Here is a 16,711-nt window from a genome sequence, read left to right as displayed (position 1 = left end):
AGGAGCTGCCGAAGGCTGCTTCTACGGAGGAATGGGCTGTCAGCTCAGGCCACGTTCGATGAGGAATGCCGAGATGTAATCGATGAACGCCACCACCTTCGCCGTGGCCCGCCGATGGCTCGGGTACACCGCGAGAATGTGCGGGCCGAAGGTATCCGGGTCGATGTCGTAATCGGCCATGACCCGCACCAGTCGCCCGTCGGCAATGTACGGTGCGGCGCTCCACAGCGGCGTATGCAGCAAACCGCGCCCGGCCAAAGCACTGGCCAGCAGCAAGTCGTAATTGTCGCTGCGCAACCGCGGTGCCGCCGGTTGCGCCAGACTCAAGCGCTGCCCATCGCGCTCGGCCCACCAGAATTCGCGGCTGAGCAATGGGTGCTGATAGAGCAGCCACTCATGCTGCTCAAGGGTTTGCGGAGTCACCGGCAAATCCTTGCGCGCCAGGTACTCCGGACTGCCGCACAGGGCCAGTCGATTGCTACCCACCACCCGCGCAATCAGCCCCGGCAAGTCATCGTGGCCTTCACGCAGCGCCAGGTCATAACCACTTTCCAGCAGGTTGACGAAGGCATCGCACAGATCCACTTGCAGGCTGATCTGCGGGTATTGCTGCAAAAAGCCGTCACACACCTGATCGAGAAACGCCCGCCCATACGCCAGTGGTGCGGTGATTTTCAGGTTGCCGCGCAAGCCGTGCTGTAACTGCTCGATTTCCTCGCTGGCCTCGTCCAGCCGCTGCAACACCAGCCGTGCGGTTTCCAGGTACACCCGGCCGATTTCGGTAAGCAGAATCCGCCGTGTGCTGCGCTCAAACAGGCGTGCACCCAGCTCCGATTCCAGGTGATTGACCGCTTTGGTCAGCGCCGACGGGGTCTTGCCCAACTGCTCGGCGGCGCGGCTGAAACTGCCGAGCTGCGCAGTGACCACGAACATTTTCAATGCACCCAGTTTGTCCATGCTTTTTCCATTCAGGCAAAAACGTTTTTCGTGAGGGAGGCGTTCTGTCGACCGCTGTCAGCCACTAATCTCGCCATCAGACGCAATAACAAGGAAATCTTCAATGAAAAGATTCATCCCGAGTCTGTTGGTAGTCGCTGTAAGTTTTGCCTCGATGGAAGCCATGGCCGCTGCTGATCTGATCCTGCTCAACGGTAAGATTTTCACTGCCGACCGCGCACAACCCAAGGCGCAAGCCCTCGCCGTAGAGAACGGCAAAGTGCTGAAGGTCGGCACCGACGCGCAGATCAAAGCCCTGATCGAATCCGGCACCCAAGTCATCGATCTCAAAGGCAAAGCGCTGATGCCCGGCCTGATCGACAGCCATTCCCACGCGATTTTCGGCGGACTGGAAATGGTCTCGGCGAACATGGAAGACGAAGTCGTCAGCCTCGACGAACTGCAAAAACGCCTGCGCGACTGGCGTGCAGACGGCAAGGCCAAACACGGCGACGTGCTGAGCATTGCCGGCATGAGTTCGGTTTATTGGGCGCAGGCCGAGGCCTTGGGCAAAACCTTCAACCGCGGCGAATGGGCCAGCGTACCGGTGGTGTTTATCGGCAGCGACCACCACACGGCGTGGGCCAACAACGTCATGCTCAAGCGCGCTGGCATCGACGCAGCCATGCTGAAAACCCTGCCCGACGCAGAAAAAGACACCATCGGCAAACTGGCCAACGGTGAGCCGAACGGCTTTGTGGTCGACGCCGGTTGGGACCGGGTCGCCTCGAAGATGCCAGTGCCAAGCCCTACCGACATGTTGAGCGCTGCCAAATCAGCGGTGCGCTACAACAACAGCCTGGGTATCACCGCGTGGATGGACCCTGCCGCCAACGCCGCACCGGGTGAAGCGGTGTTCGCCCTCAAACCGACCGAGAAAACCGTCGGCGTGCTGCCGGCCTATAAAGCCCTGTCGGAAAGCGGCGACATGAGCGTGCACGTCGCGGCGCTGTTGGTGGCCAACCCGAAAAGCCTACCCTCCGACCTCGATACGCTGGACAAGGTGCGCCAGCAATTCCAGGGCATTCCCAACCTGACCCTGCCCGGGATCAAGATCTTCGCCGACGGCGTGATTGAATTCCCGGCACAGAGCGCGGCGATGATCGACCCGTACAGCAACTCGCACAAACAGGGCGAACTGCTGATCGATCCACAACACTTCGGCGAACTGGTCAGCGCCATCGACCAGCGCGGCTGGCTGGTGCACATCCACGCGATCGGCGACCGTGCGGTGCGGGAATCGCTGAACGGCATCGCCCAGGCGCGCAAGGATCGCCAGAGCGGCGTGACCCACTCGATCACTCACCTGCAAATGGTCAACCCGCAAGAGTTCGCCCGCTTCAAACCGCTCAACGTCATCGCCTCGATGCAACTGCTGTGGGCCAGTGCCGACGACTACACCACCGACATGATCAAGCCCTACGTCAGCGCCCTCGCCTTCCGCTATCAGTACCCGGCGCATTCGCTGCTGAAACAGGGCGCGACGATCGCCGGCGCGAGTGACTGGCCGGTGTCGACACCGAATCCGTTCAACGCCATGGCCCAGGCGATTACCCGTGTCGGACCGTTGGGTGTGCTCAATGCCGATGAGCGTCTGGACCGTGAAACCATGTTCTACGCCTACACCGTCAACGCCGCGCGGACCATTGGCCTGGAGAAGCAGATCGGCTCGCTGACGCCGGGCAAGCAGGCTGACTTTATCGTGCTCGACCGCGATGTGTTCAGCGTCGACAACAAGGCCCTGCATGACACCCAGGTTTTGCAGACCTGGTTCGGCGGCCGTCAGGTCTACACCGCCACCCAATAACAACATTGATCCCCCTGTAGGAGCTGCCGAAGGCTGCGATCTTTTGACTTTGATTTTAAAACCAAGATCAAAAGATCGCAGCCTTCGGCAGCTCCTACAGGTTTACCTCCTGCCCCCATAACAATCACAACATCGGGACTTCACATGAAAGCCTTGCCCCTGTTCGCCCTGAGTTTTTTCAGTCTGCTGCCGTTGAGCAGCTTTGCGATCCCTTTAAACGATGACTTTGCGCTGTTGGTGGATCTCACTTTAGCCAGTGATTACCGCACCCGGGGCATCTCGCAAACCCAGAACGACCCTGCCATGCAGGCCGGCCTGACTCTCGCGCACAGCAGCGGTCTGTACCTCGGCGCGTGGAGTTCCAACGTCGATTTCGGCGGTGGCCTGAAAACCCGTCAGGAAGTCGATTACTACGGCGGCTGGCTGTGGCAGGCGACCGAGGAAGTCAGCCTCGATCTGGGCTACATCAAGTACGCCTACCCCAAGGAAAGCCAGTTCAACCAGAGCGAGGTCTACGGGATTCTCGGGGTTTATGGGGTGAAGCTGGCGGCGTATTACTCCAGTGATGCGCCGGGAATTGATAGCAAACAGAGTTCGCTGTACAGCTACATCGGTTATGAAACTGAACTGCCGTACGACTCGGGGTTGAAGCTGCGTTACGGCAATATGGATTTCAAGGATCCGCATTTGTACTCGGCGTCCGGGCAGGCCGAGGACAGCTATCGCGAGTGGGAAGTCAAACTCACCCATAACCTCGCCGGCGTGGTACTGGGCCTGAGCTACATCGACACCGATCTCTCACAAACCCAATGTCTGAGCAATTGGGGTTTCAAAGACGTCTGCACCGCCACCGTCGTCGCCAGCGTCAGCAAATCTTTCTGACCCAGCTCCTACAGGAAATGGGGGTCGAACTTGTTACAGGATGTTTACAAATTTTTTACTAATGCTCTTCTACAGTTACACGCGTAACCGCGTGATGTTCTATTCAAGTAGAGGAATGTTTGACATGGCTTTGGGCAACGGACTGCGCTTACCGTCCATCACGCCTACCCGGCTGGTGCTGCTGTTCTCCCTGGCGCTGGTGGCGTTGTACAACCTGGCGACCTGGGAGGCGCTGGGCACTCTGATCACCCTGCAAGGCGCGCACAAACTGGCGTTTTTCGCCTCGTTCGCGCTGTTTTTGTGGGCCGCGATCACCCTGCTGCTGACACTGGTGTCGTTTCGCTGGACACTGAAACCGGTGCTCACCGTGGTCGCCCTGCTCTCGGCCTGCGCCGCGTATTTCATGAATGAATACGGCATCGCCATCGACACGGTGATGATGCAGAACGTCTTCGAAACCAACCCCGCCGAAGCCACCGCGTTGTTCAGCGGCAAGCTGCTGGCTTACGTGCTGTTGCTCGGTGTATTGCCGGCGGCGTTGATCTGGCGCTGGCCGGTCAGTTATCGGCCGTTCTTTCGCGGTCTGCTCAACAAGATGCTGGTGATCATCGCCTGTGTGCTGGTGATCGCCGCCTCGGTGGGCGCGTTCTATTCGACCTACGCGCCAATCTTCCGCGAAGAAGACAAACTCACCCACTTCATCAACCCGACCAACTACATCTACGCGATCAGCAAGTACACCAAGCAACGCCTGGGCATCAAAAAGCATTTCGTGGTGCAGGCCATCGGCGAAGACGCGGTGATGAGCGCCAAGGCGGCCAGCCGCGAGAAGAAATCGCTGATGGTCTTCGTGGTCGGTGAAACTGCTCGCGCCGATCACTTCTCGCTGAATGGCTACGAGCGCGATACCAATCCCGAACTGAGCAAACTCGACATCCTCAACTTCACTCAGGTGCATTCCTGCGGCACGTCGACGGCGGTCTCGGTGCCGTGCATGTTCTCGATGTTCCCGCGTGAGGATTACAGCGACAAGAAAGGCAAAACCTACGAAGGCCTGCTTGACATTCTCCAGCGTGCCGGCGTGCAAGTGCTGTGGCTCGACAACAACAGCGACTGCAAAGGCACCTGCCTGCGCGTACCGCATCGCGACATTTCGAAGAATCAGCCGGGGCCATTCTGCGACGGCAACAACTGCCTCGACGAGGCGCTGTTGCAAGACCTGCAAAGCTACATCGACAGCCTCAAGGGCCACGCGATCATCGTCCTGCACGCCGACGGCAGCCACGGCCCCGAGTACTACGAGCGGTATCCGAAAGACATGGAGCGCTTCAAACCGATCTGCCACACCAACCAGTTGGGCAGTTGCAGCCGCGATGAACTGGTGAACGTGTACGACAACACGATTCTGTACACCGACCATTTCCTTGCCAAGGTCATCGAACTGCTCAAGCGCAATCAGGACTCACTGGACACGTCGATGGTTTACGTCTCCGATCACGGCGAATCGCTGGGCGAGAACGGGCTGTACCTGCACGCGGCGCCGTATGCGCTGGCGCCGCAAGCGCAGACCCATGTGCCGATGGTGATGTGGTTTGGCAATGGCACGCTCGCCAGTGAAGGGATCGATCGCGGTTGTTTGCAAGGCAAGACCGGGCAGGCGGACCTGAGCCATGACAACCTGTTCCACTCGGTGCTGGGGTTGTTTGATGTGAGGACGTCGGTGTATCAGCCGGGGCTGGATATTTTTCATGGCTGCCGGCCGGCGATGACGGCCACGAATTAACCAAACACTGAAGATCCCTGTGGGAGCTGGCTTGCCAGCGATAAGGCCGGCACATCCGGCATCTGTGTTGACTGACAAGCCGCCATCGCTGGCAAGCCAGCTCCCACAGGGAATGGTGCTCTCAGGAGGTGAGGTTTGCCAGATAGGCCCACGGGTAGATGCCGCGTTGATGGCCATCGCTGAAGATCATTTGCACGCCGTAGCCCTGCGGGTTGAGTTCGATCAGGCGCACGCGATCATCCACCAGTGGTGTCATGCCTTTGAGGCGAAACGCGCGGCATTGCGAGCACGGGCACTGGCGGCGCAGTTCGGCGTGATAGAGCTGTTGTTCGCGGGCGTCCGGCCAGCTCAAGCGCAAGGTGCCTTCGCTTTGCGAATTAGCCATCGACAGCGGGTTCATTGCAACTGACTCAAGGCGATGCGCACGGCTTTGCGCACCTCCGGGTCGCCGTCGTCCTGCGCAGCCTGCAACGCGGCCACGGCGCCGCGATCATGCAGTTCGCCCAAGGCCAGCGCGGCTTCCTTGCGCAGGTTGCTGATGCGATGGCCGAGGGTGTCGATCAGGGCGTCCAGCGCCGGGGCGAAACGCAAACGGCCGAGGCTGCGAGTGGCGCGCAGGCGCACTTGCCAATAATCATCGCTCAAGGCTTCGACGAGCGCGGAACCAGCGTCAATGTGGCCGACCTTGCCCAAGGTCGTCGCGGCTTCTTCGCGTACTTGCCAGGCGTCATCCCGCAAGGCCTGGCGCAGGGCTGGCAACACTTCGGCGCTGGAGGCCAAGCCCAAAGCGCCAGTCGCAGCACGGCGTACTTCGGTGTCGGGGTCAGCGCTGGCCAATCGTGCCAGGGCGGGCAATGCGTCGAGCTGCTTGAGCCAGCCGAGCACGCCCACGGCTTCACGACGAACGCTGGCGTCGGCATCGTTCAGCGCCGAAACCGCTGCCGGCGCGGCTGCGGCGAAACGCAACTCACGCAAGGCACGGAATGCGGCGATACGCACACTGACGTCGGCGTGATCGGTCCACGGCAAAATCACCTGCCCCGCCGCTTCCGTTTTGAGCAAGCTCAGGCTCTGCGCGGCGGCCGATTGCACGGCGGGCGACGTGTCGGTCAAGGCTTCACACAAGGCCTGCACGACGCCCTCATCTTCCCAGGCTTCCAGCAAACGTGCGGCTTCAGCGCGAACCTCTTCGGCGGGATCTTGCCTCAGGCGATCAACCAGCCAGAGCAAGCCATCCGGTTCTTCCAGATCCGCCAGATCAATCAGCGCAATGCGTCGCACACCGGCGTCTTCAGCGGTGAGGCGCGGTTGCAGATCGAGAATGTCCTGGTTATCGGTCACAGCAAATATAGAGGTCATAGGGCAAATCGCGGCAAAGGGTTTTCGGGAGGCAGACCGAGCGGGTTGAGGCGCGGCAGCGGTCGGTCGTTGTCGTGGCGCAGCAGATCGAGGCAGTGGCGTTTGAGTCGGGAGAATTCGGGGCTGGTGACCAGTTCGCTGGTGCGTGGCCGGGCGAAATCCAGGCGCAGGTCTTCGATGATTCGCCCCGGTCGCGCGCTCATCACTAGCAAGCGGTCGGCGAGGAACAGTGCCTCGTCGATGTCGTGAGTGACGAACACCACCGTGGTACGGATACGCGTCCAGATGTCCAGCAGTAGTTCCTGCATGTTCAGACGTGTCAGCGCATCCAGCGCGCCGAACGGCTCGTCCATCAACAGCAGACGCGGGCGGTTGACCAGCACGCGGGCGATCTCCACCCGCTGCTGCATGCCGCCGGAGAGTTGATCGGGCCAGCGTTCGGCAAATCCGTCGAGGCCGACCAGTTTAAGGATGTCATCGGCGGCGCGATGGCGCTCAGCCTTGCCGATGCCACGCATTTTCAGGCCGAAGGCGACGTTGTCACGCACCGTGCGCCACGGAAACAACGTGTGGTGCTGGAACACCATGCCGCGCTGTGGAGACGGCCCGGACACCGCCGCGCCATCGACTTTCAGACTGCCGGCATGAGCACTGAGGTGCCCGGCCAAGGCGCCAAGCAAGGTCGATTTGCCGCAACCAGACGGACCAAGAATGCACACGAACTGGCCCGGTTCAATCTGGCAATCAAGTTCGCGCACGGCTTCGAACGCTTCACGCCCTGCGCCGAGGACGATGGACAACTGGCGAATGTCGATCCGCCCTTCCGGGGTTTGCATCACGCTCATCAGGCTTTTCCTCGCGGTCGATGCCAAGGCGTGAACAACCCGCCCAGGCGTTTGATCAGCAGACTGCTGCCCATGCCCAGCACGCCGATCAGCAACATGCCGACGACGATGTCGGCGTAGTTCTGAATCGTGTAGGACTCCCAGGTGTAATAACCGATGCCGAACTGACCGGAGATCATTTCCGCAGTGACCAGACAGAACCATGAGGTACCCATGCCGATCGCCAGGCCGGTGATGATGCTGGGTGCGGCGCCGGGCAGGATCACTTCCAGCAGGATCGACCGGCGCCCTGCCCCGAGGCTTTTCGCGGAGGCGATCAGACGCGGGTCGACGCCTTCGACGCCGTGCACGGTGTTGAGCAGAATCGGAAACAGCGCGCCGGTGAAGGTGATGAAGACCATCGACAGTTCGGAGGATGGGAACATCAGGATCGCCAGGGGGATCCACGCGACGGCGGGGATTGGGCGCAGGACTTCCAGCGGTGACAGCAGCAGGTCTTCGGCCCACTTCGAACGGCCAATGGCCAGACCGAGAGCAATGCCGATGACTAGCGCCGCGAGGTAGCCGGCGAACACACGGCTGAGGCTGGCGGTCAGGTGCTGGAGCAACTTGCCAGAATCGCCCAAACCGAGCGCCGCTTCGATCACCGCGATGGGTGTCGGCACGTTGGCGAAGGTGACCAGGCCGAGGTTCCAGTGGTGGCTGGCGGCGAGTTGCCAGAACAGCAGGCAGAGCAGCAGTGACGCGGCTCTTGATGTCCAGCGGATGGGTGTTTTCATCGAGCGGGTTTCCGGTTCTGGATCTGTGTGATGACTGATATTTACCCCCTCACCCCAGCCCTCTCCCCCAGGGGCACGAGGGGGAAAGGGAGCCGACCTACGTGCTTTTCAAAACCTGAGTTCGACTCGAAAGGGAGCCGATCTTCGTGCTTTTCAAAACCTGCGTTCGACTCGAAAGGGAGCCGACCTGCGTGCTTTTCAAAACCTGCGTTCGACTCGGTATTTCAGGTCGGCGTAGCGAGTCCAAACACCTCGGTCAGTCCCCTCTCCCTCTGGGAGAGGGCTAGGGTGAGGGGCTTTTGATTTTCTATCAGCGGACAGCAACCGCTTGAGTAGTGGCATCGGCGAAATCGAGAACCTTGCCACCCCGCGCCGACGCATATTGCTGAGCCTGCCCCTTAAGCAAAAACGCACTCAACCGGCCCTTCGCATCACTGGCAAACCACGCCTGCTCAGCCAGCAACTTGATCCCGCTGTCACTGGCCTGTGCATACACGGCACGGATGTTTTTGCCTTCCTGCTTCAACGCCGCCAACGCAGTGAAAGCGGCCTCAGCGGAGGCATAGCGGCGCACTTTGTCCTCACCGCGCACCCAGATTTCCGCGACATGACTGAAGTCAGTAATCGCTTTCCCCGTTGTCGCATCCGTAGCCTTCAGTGGCGTCTGTGCGTAGTTGGCCAGCTGCGCCGTGTAGTCCAGACCCGACGCGTTGAACGCGGCGCGGATGTATTGATCGTCGATGAACGTATTCAGATCGAGGCCACGATCAGCCTTCTTCAACAGCTTCAACGTATCGATGGCCGTACCAACCGCCTGACGATATTCCGGCTTCCAGCTCAAGTCGCGGGTCTGCACGCCGAGTGGGCCGTGGAACAGGTAGTTCACTTCGGCATCGACGCCGGTGACTTTGGCGATCAACTCGCTGTATTTCTCCGGCTCAGCGGCCAATAGTTGATTGGCCTCGATGCTCGCCCGCAAATAGGCGACGACGACTTCCGGGTACTTCTTCGCGTACGCCTGATCCACCAGCGCACCATGGAACGTCGGCGCATTGGCCTGGGCGCCGTCGTAGATCTTGCGGGCGAAGCCCCGGCTCGGAAACAGCTCGGCGAACGGCACGAAATCGGCGTGGGCGTCGATCTTGCCGGCCTGCAACGCCGAGCCGGCGACTTCTGGTGGCTGGGCAATGATGTTGACGTCCTTGAGCGGATCCCAGCCCTGCTCCGCCACCGCGCGCAACAACATGCCGTGGGCGGTGGAGGCGAACGGCACGGAAATGGTCTTGCCCTTGAGTTCGCTCAGCGATTGCACGCCGGACGCACTCGGCACGACGATGCCGTTGCCGCTGCCCTTGATGCTCCCCGACAGTACGCTGATGAACAGGCTGTGCTTGCCGGCAGTTTCGAACGCAACACCGTTGAACGCACCTGGGAAATCGGCCATGGCGCCGAAGTCGAGTTTGCCGGCGACCATCTCGTTGGTCAGCGGCGCGCCGCTGGTGAAGTTCTTCCACTGCACGTCGTACTTCGCGTCTTGGTAAGCGCCGTCGTGGGGCAGATATTTGTCGAGCAGACCGAGTTCACGAATCAACAGACCGCCAGCGGCGCAATTGATGGTGGTGTCCTGGGTGCCGATGGCGATGCGGATGGTTTCGGCCGAGGCCGACAAAGTGAACGAAGCCAGTACCAGACCGGCGATTGCTGCACGCAACATGAGTGTTTCCCCTCGAATCATTTATTTGAGTTCGTCTCCGCCGCGATCAGGGCGCGGTGGGAAACGAGGGGTTTTCGGTGAATCCAGCGTCCGGGGTTCACCGGATGGCTTTGGGTTGTCACAGTTCCAAATGTAGGAGTGAGCCTGCTCGCGATAGCGGTTTTCCAGATGTTGATGTGCTGACTGACACACCGCTATCGCGAGCAGGCTCACTCCTACAGGGGATCGGGTTTCAACGCAGGAGATAGGGGATCTCGACTTTGACGGCACCCGTCGGGCAATCCTTCTCGCACGGCATGCAGTACCAACATTCGTCGAACGCCATGTAGGCCTTCTGCGTCGCCGGGTTGATCGCCAGCAAGTCCATCGGGCAGACATCGACACACACGGTGCAGCCCTTTTCAGCGATGCATTTGTCCTCGTCCACGGTGACGGGGGCGTTGGAGCGGAAGAAGATTTCTTGAGCTTGATAGGCCATGGGTCGGACTCTCTTTCAGTAGTGCATCAAGCGGCAAATGCGCCGACCCGTAAACGGTCGTAAGCCTGCATTTCCTCGGCATCAAGCGGAATGATGTAAGGCTCGACGGCTTTCTTGAAACTGGTCATCTGGCCGTCATCGCCCTTCTTCAAATGGCAATGGCAGAACCATTCACTGTCGTTGCGCTGCGGATGATCAACGCGATAGTGGTACAGACCCCAGCGGCTTTCGGCGCGGAACAACGAGGCGCGAGCGGCCATTTCGGCGCAGTCGCGGATCACGCTGGTTTCCATCGCGCGCATCAGTTCGTGGGCGTTGTTGGCCTTCATCTGCTCGAGATCGCGCTCGATGTCGCTGAAGCGTTGCAGGCCGATCTGCATCTTCTTGGTCACTTTCGGCGGTTGCAGGTAGTCGTTAACGAAACGCCGCAGCTTGTACTCGACCTGCGCCGGCGGCAGTCCATGTTCGCGATCCAGCGGGGCGTAGACCCGGGCCCTTTCCTTTTCGATCTGCGCGGCATCCAGCGCAGAAAACTCGCGGCCGGCGACAAAGTCTGCGGCGTTATGCCCGGCAAACCAGCCGTAGGTGAAGGCGCCGAGCATGTAATTGTGCGGCACAGCGGCCATGTCACCCGCCGAATACAAACCCTTCACCGAGGTCTCGGCGCGTTCGTTGACCCACACACCGGACGCCGAGTGACCGCTGCAAAAACCGATTTCTGAGATGTGCATTTCGACCATTTGCGTGCGGTAATCGGTGCCGCGATTGGCGTGGAATTGACCACGACTCGGGCGCTCATTGCTGTGGAGGATTTCCTCGATGTTCTGGATGGTTTCCTCGGCCAGGTGATCGAGTTTGAGGAAAACCGGGCCGTTGCCGCTCTCCAGTTCCTGGTGGAATTCCCACATCATCTGCCCGCTCCAGTAGTCGCACTCTATGAAGCGTTCACCCTTGTTGTTGGCGGTGTAGCCACCCAGCGGACCGGTCACGTAGGCGCAGGCCGGACCGTTGTAATCCTTGATCAGCGGGTTGATCTGAAAGCACTCGAGGTTGGCCAGTTCGGCGCCGGCGTGATAGGCCATCGCATAGCCGTCGCCGGCGTTGGTCGGGTTCTCGTAGGTGCCCATCAGGTAGCCCGACGAAGGCAGACCGAGTCGCCCGGCAGCGCCACAAGCGAGAATTACTGCCTTGGCCTTGATCACATGGAAATCGGCCGTGCGGCAATCGAAGCCCATCACACCGTTGACGGTGCCCTCCTCGTCAGTCAGCAACCGCGTGCAGACGAGACGATTGGTGATGCTCACCCGCGCACGTTTCAACTGCCGATAGAGGACTTTTTTGATGTCGTGCCCTTCCGGCATCGGCAGCACGTAGGCGCCCATGTGGTGGACTTTTTTCACCGCGTAATCGCCGGTCTCGTCCTTCTCGAACTTCACGCCCCAGCGGTCAAGCTGCTCGATGGTTTCGAAACTGTGGGTGGCGTAGGCGTAAACGGCGGCCTGATTGACGATGCCGTCATTGGCGATGGTGATTTCCTTGGTGTACTGCTCCGGTGTCGAGTGGCCGGGAATGATCGCGTTGTTCAGGCCGTCCATGCCCATGCTGATCGCGCCGCTGCGTTTGACGTTGGCCTTGTCGACCAGCAACACGCGCAAGTCGCGGTTCTTTTCCTTGGCCTTGATCGCGGCCATCGGGCCGGCAGTGCCACCGCCAATGACGACAATGTCGTATTCCTGTTCGAGCACGTTGCGGGTCATGCCTGCTCCCCTTTTTGCCGGTCGATCCGCAGGCGGTACTGGAACGCATCGCCACGGTAGTAAAGGTGTTCGAAGTCCAGCGGTTGGCCTTGCGCGTCGTGGGTCAGACGCTCGATACGCATGATCGGTGAGCCGGCCTCGACGTTCAGCGCCTGGGTCAGATCGCTGTCAGCCAGCACTGCGTCGATGGCCAGATCGGCATGGCCGAGGGCGATGCCGCAGTCGTTTTCAAGGATCAGGAAGATGTCGCGGGTGACCAGATCGGCCTTCTCCAGCCGCTCGCCGACGGCTTTGGGCAGGTAGGTGATTTCCAGCGAGATCGGCTCACGATTGATCAGCCGTACACGTTTGATCTGCGCGACGATCTCGCCCTCAGCGACTTGCAAACGCTCGGCGACGCGCTTGTCGGCCGGGATGAATTTGAAGCTGCGCAGGCGGTTGATCACCTCATAGCCACGGCCGGTCATCGACTCGGCGAGGCCTTGCAGGCTGCTGACGTTCTGAAAGGTTTTCGGTTTGGCGACGAAGGTGCCTTTGCCGTGGATCTTGAAGATCAGCCCTTCCTTTTGCAGATCGCCCAGCGCCTGGCGCACGGTGATGCGGCTGACTTTGAACAACGCACCGAGTTCGCTTTCGGAGGGCATCTGGCTGTCTTGCGGGTATTCGCCGTCGAGAATCCGCGCACGGAGGACGTCGCGCAGTTGGGTGTGCAGCGGGACGCTGCTAAGGGAGAGAACGTTATCGGTCATCACGGGATCACTTGTTATAACGAGTTATGACGTGATCTTAGAGTTGTTATGACAAGGTGAGAAATATTGTTTGGGCATAACCTTAGATGCATGACACACGCGATTCCCTGTGGGAGCTGGCTTGCCAGCGATGGCGTTCTGTCAGCCAACTGATTGGCTATCTGAACCACCGCTATCGCTGGCAAGCCAGCTCCCACAGGGGATGGTGTAAGACTGGAGGTCAGTGGCGTTTGAGGATCTGGTCCATGACCCAGTCGGTCTTGAGCGCTTGTTCGGCGACGGCGGGATGTTGTGAATCACCACGAATGTGCGCATTCATGCCCAGCACGTGATGCCACTGAATATGTTCGTGATGAGGGATTTCCAGGCTGATGATTTCATCGGTATGCAACTGCACGGGATGTTCATCGAACACGGAAAAAATGATCCGCCCGAGACTGCCGATGATCTCGACGCGATCCTCGCGCCTATCCGCGACAAAGCTCCAGCAGCCCATGCCCAGCGCGCCTGACGCGAAACGCCAACTGGCGCTGACGGCATCTTCCGCTGCATATAACCCTGCCTGATGCGCGGTGAATCCGGCGACGTCAACAATGTCACCGAGCAGATACTGAAACAGATCAAAGCCATGACTGGCCAGATCGGCAAAGTAACCGCCACCGGCCACCGCCGGATCTGTGCGCCAATTGCTGCGACCGTCCAGATCCGCCGGCGAAGGCGCCTTGGTCAGCGTCCAGCTCAGATGCCGCACGTCACCGATGCGCCCCTCCTCCAGCCATTGCCGCACCTGCGCAAAACGCGGCAATGAGCGACGATAGTAGGCAACGAACAAATGCAAACCGGCATCGGCAAACGCCTGCTGCATCTCGCGACTTTGCCCGGCATGCAGCGCCATGGGTTTTTCCACGCAGCAATGTTTGCCCGCAGCGGCAACTTTGAGGCTGTAGGCGTGGTGGCTGTCGGGCGGTGTGGCGATGTACACCGCGTCCACCTCGGGATCGTTGATCAGCGCATCGACGTCGGTGTAAACCCGCTCGATGCCGTGGCGCGCGGCATAGTCAGTCACGGCCTCAAGGCGTCGGCCCATCACCGCCACCAACGCCGAACCGGGCGCCTTGTAGAAGGCCGGGCCGCTCTTGCGTTCAGCGACGCTGCCGCAACCGATCATGCCCCAGCGCACCACGTTCATGTCTCTTCCTTTAGCCGATGCGCAAGGCGCGCAGATCGAGGTGACCGTCCTTCAGCGGCGGGCACCAGTAATAGCCGCCAGTGATCGGCCGGCTGATGCGATACAGACCATCGGTGATGCCGTCTTCCAGGCCGCTCATACGGCGCAGTTGTGCTTCGAAGGCATCCAGCGAGAAGCCGAAAGCGAGGAACATCAGGCCGGCACGATCACCTTCGATCCACGGCATCGAGCGACGCACAACGAACGCTTCCGGCGCGAAGCTTTCCTGCGCGGTGCGTTTGACGTGGGCGGAGACTGGCGCGTCGTCGATCTCTTCGTTGTCACTGAGGCGACGGCCCATGATGTTGTCTTTGTCGTCGGCCGAAAGCTTGTGGAAACCCTTGAGGTCATGCTGCCACTGCTGGATCGCGGCGAAGCTGCCACCGACCATGCCGTCGGTGCCTGCGCTTTGCAGGGCGGCAGCGATGGCGGCTTCGTCGTGGGGGTTTTCGGTGCCGTCTTCATAGCCGGTCAGGTCGTGGCCGTCCTTGTGGCGGAAGGCTTCCTGCATCTCGACCAGACGCAGGGCTGGTGCCAGTGCGGCTTCGAGAGCGTTGCAGCGGTTGAGCAGTTCACCACGGTCGACGCCGTGCAGCCACACCCACAGCGCGTGCTGGGTTGACGGGTTCTCGACGCCAACGCCGGTCAGCGCCGGGAAGCTGCGCAGGCCGTCAATCTGCATGTTGAGCGCCTTAGCCAGGGATTCACCAAAACCGACCACCGCCGACTTGCCGTCCACCTGATTGAGCAGGCTGTCGAGCGCCTGCGGCAGGGCTTCAACCGACTCAAGGGCGAAAAACAGGTGACGCGCTTGCGCAGGAACAGGGGTGGCGAGAATGCCCGGCTGGTAGTAACTCATGTGAACTCCTTGGGAAAGTGCGCGGGAGTTTACCTGTGGCCGGAGGGTTTGTGGGGGTTTGGATGGAGTCAAAAGCCCCTCACCCTAGCCCTCTCCCGGGGGGAGAGGGAATTGATTGGGGGATATTAAAGATCTACACCGACTTGAACGTGCTGTACCGAATCCATAATCGACAAAAATCTTTCAGGTCGATGTAACTCGCAAGACGCCTCGGTCGGCTCCCTCTCCCTCCGGGAGAGGGCTGCAGTGAGGGGATGTTCGAGGTAAGACACTGAATTGAGCGTGCATCGGTGAATCCATAATCGACAAAGACCTTTCAGGTCGATGTAAGACGCAAGACACCTCGGTCGGCCCCCTCTCCCTCCGGGAGAGGGCTGGGGTGAGGGTGTGCGTCATTACGCCAAGCGCTAGGGCTCAACCCCGTCCAACGCTTGAACGCCCGGCGAAAACTGCGCACATCGCTGTAGCCGACTTCCTCGGTAATCCGCTCAATCGGCATATCAGGATTGGCCAGCAAACTCAGGGTCCGCGCCTGCCGCACCTGCTCCAGCAACGCCTCGAACGTCAGCGCATGCTCAGTCAAACGCCGGCGCAACGTACGGCTGCTCATATTCAAATCGCCAGCAATCTTTTCGATGTGACTGCCGCTACTCAAATCCCGGGCAATCGCCCGTTCCACAGCCTGAATCAAATCAAGTTTCTGATGCACCTGCGCCGCTTCCAGCTCCAGCAATGCCACCGCCTGACGCAACGCCAGCGAATGATGATTGGGCAGATTCACGTCCAGCCATTGCGCATCGATCAGCATGCGGTTGTGCAGGCAACCGAAGCGCACGTCCGGCCCGAGCAGGCGCTGGTATTCGCTGAGGTAATCCGGTGCGGCATGCACAAATTCCACGGCAATCGCCTTGAACTCACCCCCCACCAGCGCGCGGCCATACACCAGCAAACTGGCGAAGAACTCCTCGACCGCAAACACCTGCACATCGGCAAATGGCAGACGACATTCAGCATCGAGATGCACCTGAGCGCCGACCACATCAACACTGGACACCACAATCCCGCCCGAGGTGTGTTGATGACGAATGCCTAGCGCAAAGGCATCACGCAAGGTCTTGCACAGCGACAACACATGCCCAAGCAGACCCAAAGTACCGAGTACGTTCTGCGCGCCGACCCACAATCCCAACCCCTGATTGGGCAGCACTTTGAGCGCGCGCTGAATCATCGCCACGGCTTGGCGATAGGAAATCCGCTGCGCCGGATCCTGCAGATCCTCAAGGGTGAAACCCAGCCCACGGCACAGGCTCTGGGAATCGATTCCTCTGTTCTGCACGACTTCGGCGAGGGTTTGCAGGAGGAACGGCGAGACCAGCGCCAGTTCAAAGGTCGGGTCTTGGACTTTTACGTTCATGGGGGCTGACATTCCGGATCACGCTTGATTGTTATTTTTGTAACCGGTTATGTCGAAGGAA

Annotated in this window: 15 protein-coding genes; 3 read left to right on the top strand and 12 right to left on the bottom strand. The window is 60.1% G+C overall.

The window, feature by feature from the left end; translation table 11 throughout:
- Positions 1 to 39: 39 nt before the first annotated feature.
- A complete protein-coding gene (locus LOY43_RS12325) occupies positions 40 to 957 on the bottom strand; it encodes a LysR family transcriptional regulator (protein WP_095049858.1) in 918 nt (305 codons plus the stop codon).
- A gap of 103 nt (positions 958 to 1,060) precedes the next feature.
- Here LOY43_RS12325 and LOY43_RS12320 point away from each other — a divergent pair, with 103 nt between their 5' ends.
- The 3 genes from LOY43_RS12320 (at position 1,061) to LOY43_RS12310 (ending at position 5,468) form a co-directional block, all read left to right on the top strand.
- The gene (locus tag LOY43_RS12320; protein ID WP_258709734.1) at positions 1,061 to 2,803 is read left to right on the top strand and encodes an amidohydrolase; all 1,743 of its coding nucleotides are present in this window, start codon (positions 1,061 to 1,063) and stop codon (positions 2,801 to 2,803) included.
- A gap of 144 nt (positions 2,804 to 2,947) precedes the next feature.
- Entirely contained in the window at positions 2,948 to 3,685 is a 738-nt protein-coding gene (locus tag LOY43_RS12315; RefSeq protein WP_220558717.1) for a TorF family putative porin, read from the top strand.
- Between the two features lie 124 nt (positions 3,686 to 3,809).
- Entirely contained in the window at positions 3,810 to 5,468 is a 1,659-nt protein-coding gene (locus tag LOY43_RS12310) for a phosphoethanolamine transferase (RefSeq protein ID WP_095049855.1), read from the top strand.
- A 121-nt stretch (positions 5,469 to 5,589) separates the two neighbouring features.
- On the opposite strand, the gene LOY43_RS12305 is transcribed toward LOY43_RS12310, so the two are convergent.
- From LOY43_RS12305 to LOY43_RS12255, 11 genes are all read right to left on the bottom strand, one after another.
- Positions 5,590 to 5,868 (bottom strand): DUF971 domain-containing protein, encoded by a 279-nt coding sequence (locus LOY43_RS12305; RefSeq protein WP_095049854.1) that lies wholly within the window; start codon positions 5,866 to 5,868, stop codon positions 5,590 to 5,592.
- Positions 5,865 to 6,827 carry a HEAT repeat domain-containing protein gene (locus LOY43_RS12300; RefSeq protein WP_095049853.1) on the bottom strand — a complete coding sequence of 321 codons (963 nt, stop codon included), beginning with the start codon at positions 6,825 to 6,827 and terminating at the stop codon, positions 5,865 to 5,867. The genes LOY43_RS12305 and LOY43_RS12300 overlap by 4 nt, the downstream gene beginning before the upstream one ends.
- Positions 6,824 to 7,672, bottom strand: a complete 849-nt coding sequence (locus LOY43_RS12295) for an ABC transporter ATP-binding protein (protein ID WP_258709733.1) — start codon at positions 7,670 to 7,672, stop codon at positions 6,824 to 6,826. Before LOY43_RS12295 ends, LOY43_RS12300 begins: the two co-directional genes overlap by 4 nt.
- Positions 7,672 to 8,451 (bottom strand): ABC transporter permease, encoded by a 780-nt coding sequence (locus LOY43_RS12290; protein ID WP_258709732.1) that lies wholly within the window; start codon positions 8,449 to 8,451, stop codon positions 7,672 to 7,674. Before LOY43_RS12290 ends, LOY43_RS12295 begins: the two co-directional genes overlap by 1 nt.
- Positions 8,452 to 8,761: 310 nt before the next feature.
- Positions 8,762 to 10,186 (bottom strand): ABC transporter substrate-binding protein, encoded by a 1,425-nt coding sequence (locus tag LOY43_RS12285; RefSeq protein ID WP_220558713.1) that lies wholly within the window; start codon positions 10,184 to 10,186, stop codon positions 8,762 to 8,764.
- A 211-nt stretch (positions 10,187 to 10,397) separates the two neighbouring features.
- Positions 10,398 to 10,643 carry a ferredoxin family protein gene (locus LOY43_RS12280; RefSeq protein ID WP_007959413.1) on the bottom strand — a complete coding sequence of 82 codons (246 nt, stop codon included), beginning with the start codon at positions 10,641 to 10,643 and terminating at the stop codon, positions 10,398 to 10,400.
- 26 nt (positions 10,644 to 10,669) lie between these two features.
- Positions 10,670 to 12,400, bottom strand: coding sequence for a fumarate reductase/succinate dehydrogenase flavoprotein subunit (locus LOY43_RS12275; RefSeq protein ID WP_258709731.1), 1,731 nt, complete (start codon positions 12,398 to 12,400; stop codon positions 10,670 to 10,672).
- Positions 12,397 to 13,149 carry a GntR family transcriptional regulator gene (locus LOY43_RS12270; protein ID WP_016774450.1) on the bottom strand — a complete coding sequence of 251 codons (753 nt, stop codon included), beginning with the start codon at positions 13,147 to 13,149 and terminating at the stop codon, positions 12,397 to 12,399. Before LOY43_RS12270 ends, LOY43_RS12275 begins: the two co-directional genes overlap by 4 nt.
- Before the next feature lie 220 nt (positions 13,150 to 13,369).
- Positions 13,370 to 14,338 (bottom strand): Gfo/Idh/MocA family protein, encoded by a 969-nt coding sequence (locus LOY43_RS12265; RefSeq protein ID WP_258709730.1) that lies wholly within the window; start codon positions 14,336 to 14,338, stop codon positions 13,370 to 13,372.
- A 10-nt stretch (positions 14,339 to 14,348) separates the two neighbouring features.
- Positions 14,349 to 15,236, bottom strand: coding sequence for a Dyp-type peroxidase (locus LOY43_RS12260; protein WP_095126454.1), 888 nt, complete (start codon positions 15,234 to 15,236; stop codon positions 14,349 to 14,351).
- Positions 15,237 to 15,552: 316 nt separating this feature from the next.
- Positions 15,553 to 16,650, bottom strand: coding sequence for an AraC family transcriptional regulator (locus LOY43_RS12255; protein ID WP_258709729.1), 1,098 nt, complete (start codon positions 16,648 to 16,650; stop codon positions 15,553 to 15,555).
- Between the last annotated feature and the right edge of the window lie 61 nt (positions 16,651 to 16,711).

Source organism: Pseudomonas sp. B21-041 (assembly GCF_024748675.1).
Lineage (GTDB): Bacteria > Pseudomonadota > Gammaproteobacteria > Pseudomonadales > Pseudomonadaceae > Aquipseudomonas > Aquipseudomonas neuropathica.
The sequence above is the reverse complement of the archived record's forward strand: the minus strand, read 5'-3'. Positions and strand labels throughout refer to the sequence as shown.

Bases quoted from the DNA above. Each gene is read 5' to 3' on its own strand.
- LOY43_RS12325 (WP_095049858.1), bottom strand. From the start codon at position 957: ATGGACAAACTGGGTGCATTGAAAATGTTCGTGGTCACTGCGCAGCTC.
- LOY43_RS12320 (WP_258709734.1), top strand. From the start codon at position 1,061: ATGAAAAGATTCATCCCGAGTCTGTTGGTAGTCGCTGTAAGTTTTGCC.
- LOY43_RS12315 (WP_220558717.1), top strand. From the start codon at position 2,948: ATGAAAGCCTTGCCCCTGTTCGCCCTGAGTTTTTTCAGTCTGCTGCCG.
- LOY43_RS12310 (WP_095049855.1), top strand. From the start codon at position 3,810: ATGGCTTTGGGCAACGGACTGCGCTTACCGTCCATCACGCCTACCCGG.
- LOY43_RS12305 (WP_095049854.1), bottom strand. From the start codon at position 5,868: ATGAACCCGCTGTCGATGGCTAATTCGCAAAGCGAAGGCACCTTGCGC.
- LOY43_RS12300 (WP_095049853.1), bottom strand. From the start codon at position 6,827: ATGACCTCTATATTTGCTGTGACCGATAACCAGGACATTCTCGATCTG.
- LOY43_RS12295 (WP_258709733.1), bottom strand. From the start codon at position 7,672: ATGAGCGTGATGCAAACCCCGGAAGGGCGGATCGACATTCGCCAGTTG.
- LOY43_RS12290 (WP_258709732.1), bottom strand. From the start codon at position 8,451: ATGAAAACACCCATCCGCTGGACATCAAGAGCCGCGTCACTGCTGCTC.
- LOY43_RS12285 (WP_220558713.1), bottom strand. From the start codon at position 10,186: ATGATTCGAGGGGAAACACTCATGTTGCGTGCAGCAATCGCCGGTCTG.
- LOY43_RS12280 (WP_007959413.1), bottom strand. From the start codon at position 10,643: ATGGCCTATCAAGCTCAAGAAATCTTCTTCCGCTCCAACGCCCCCGTC.
- LOY43_RS12275 (WP_258709731.1), bottom strand. From the start codon at position 12,400: ATGACCCGCAACGTGCTCGAACAGGAATACGACATTGTCGTCATTGGC.
- LOY43_RS12270 (WP_016774450.1), bottom strand. From the start codon at position 13,149: ATGACCGATAACGTTCTCTCCCTTAGCAGCGTCCCGCTGCACACCCAA.
- LOY43_RS12265 (WP_258709730.1), bottom strand. From the start codon at position 14,338: ATGAACGTGGTGCGCTGGGGCATGATCGGTTGCGGCAGCGTCGCTGAA.
- LOY43_RS12260 (WP_095126454.1), bottom strand. From the start codon at position 15,236: ATGAGTTACTACCAGCCGGGCATTCTCGCCACCCCTGTTCCTGCGCAA.
- LOY43_RS12255 (WP_258709729.1), bottom strand. From the start codon at position 16,650: ATGAACGTAAAAGTCCAAGACCCGACCTTTGAACTGGCGCTGGTCTCG.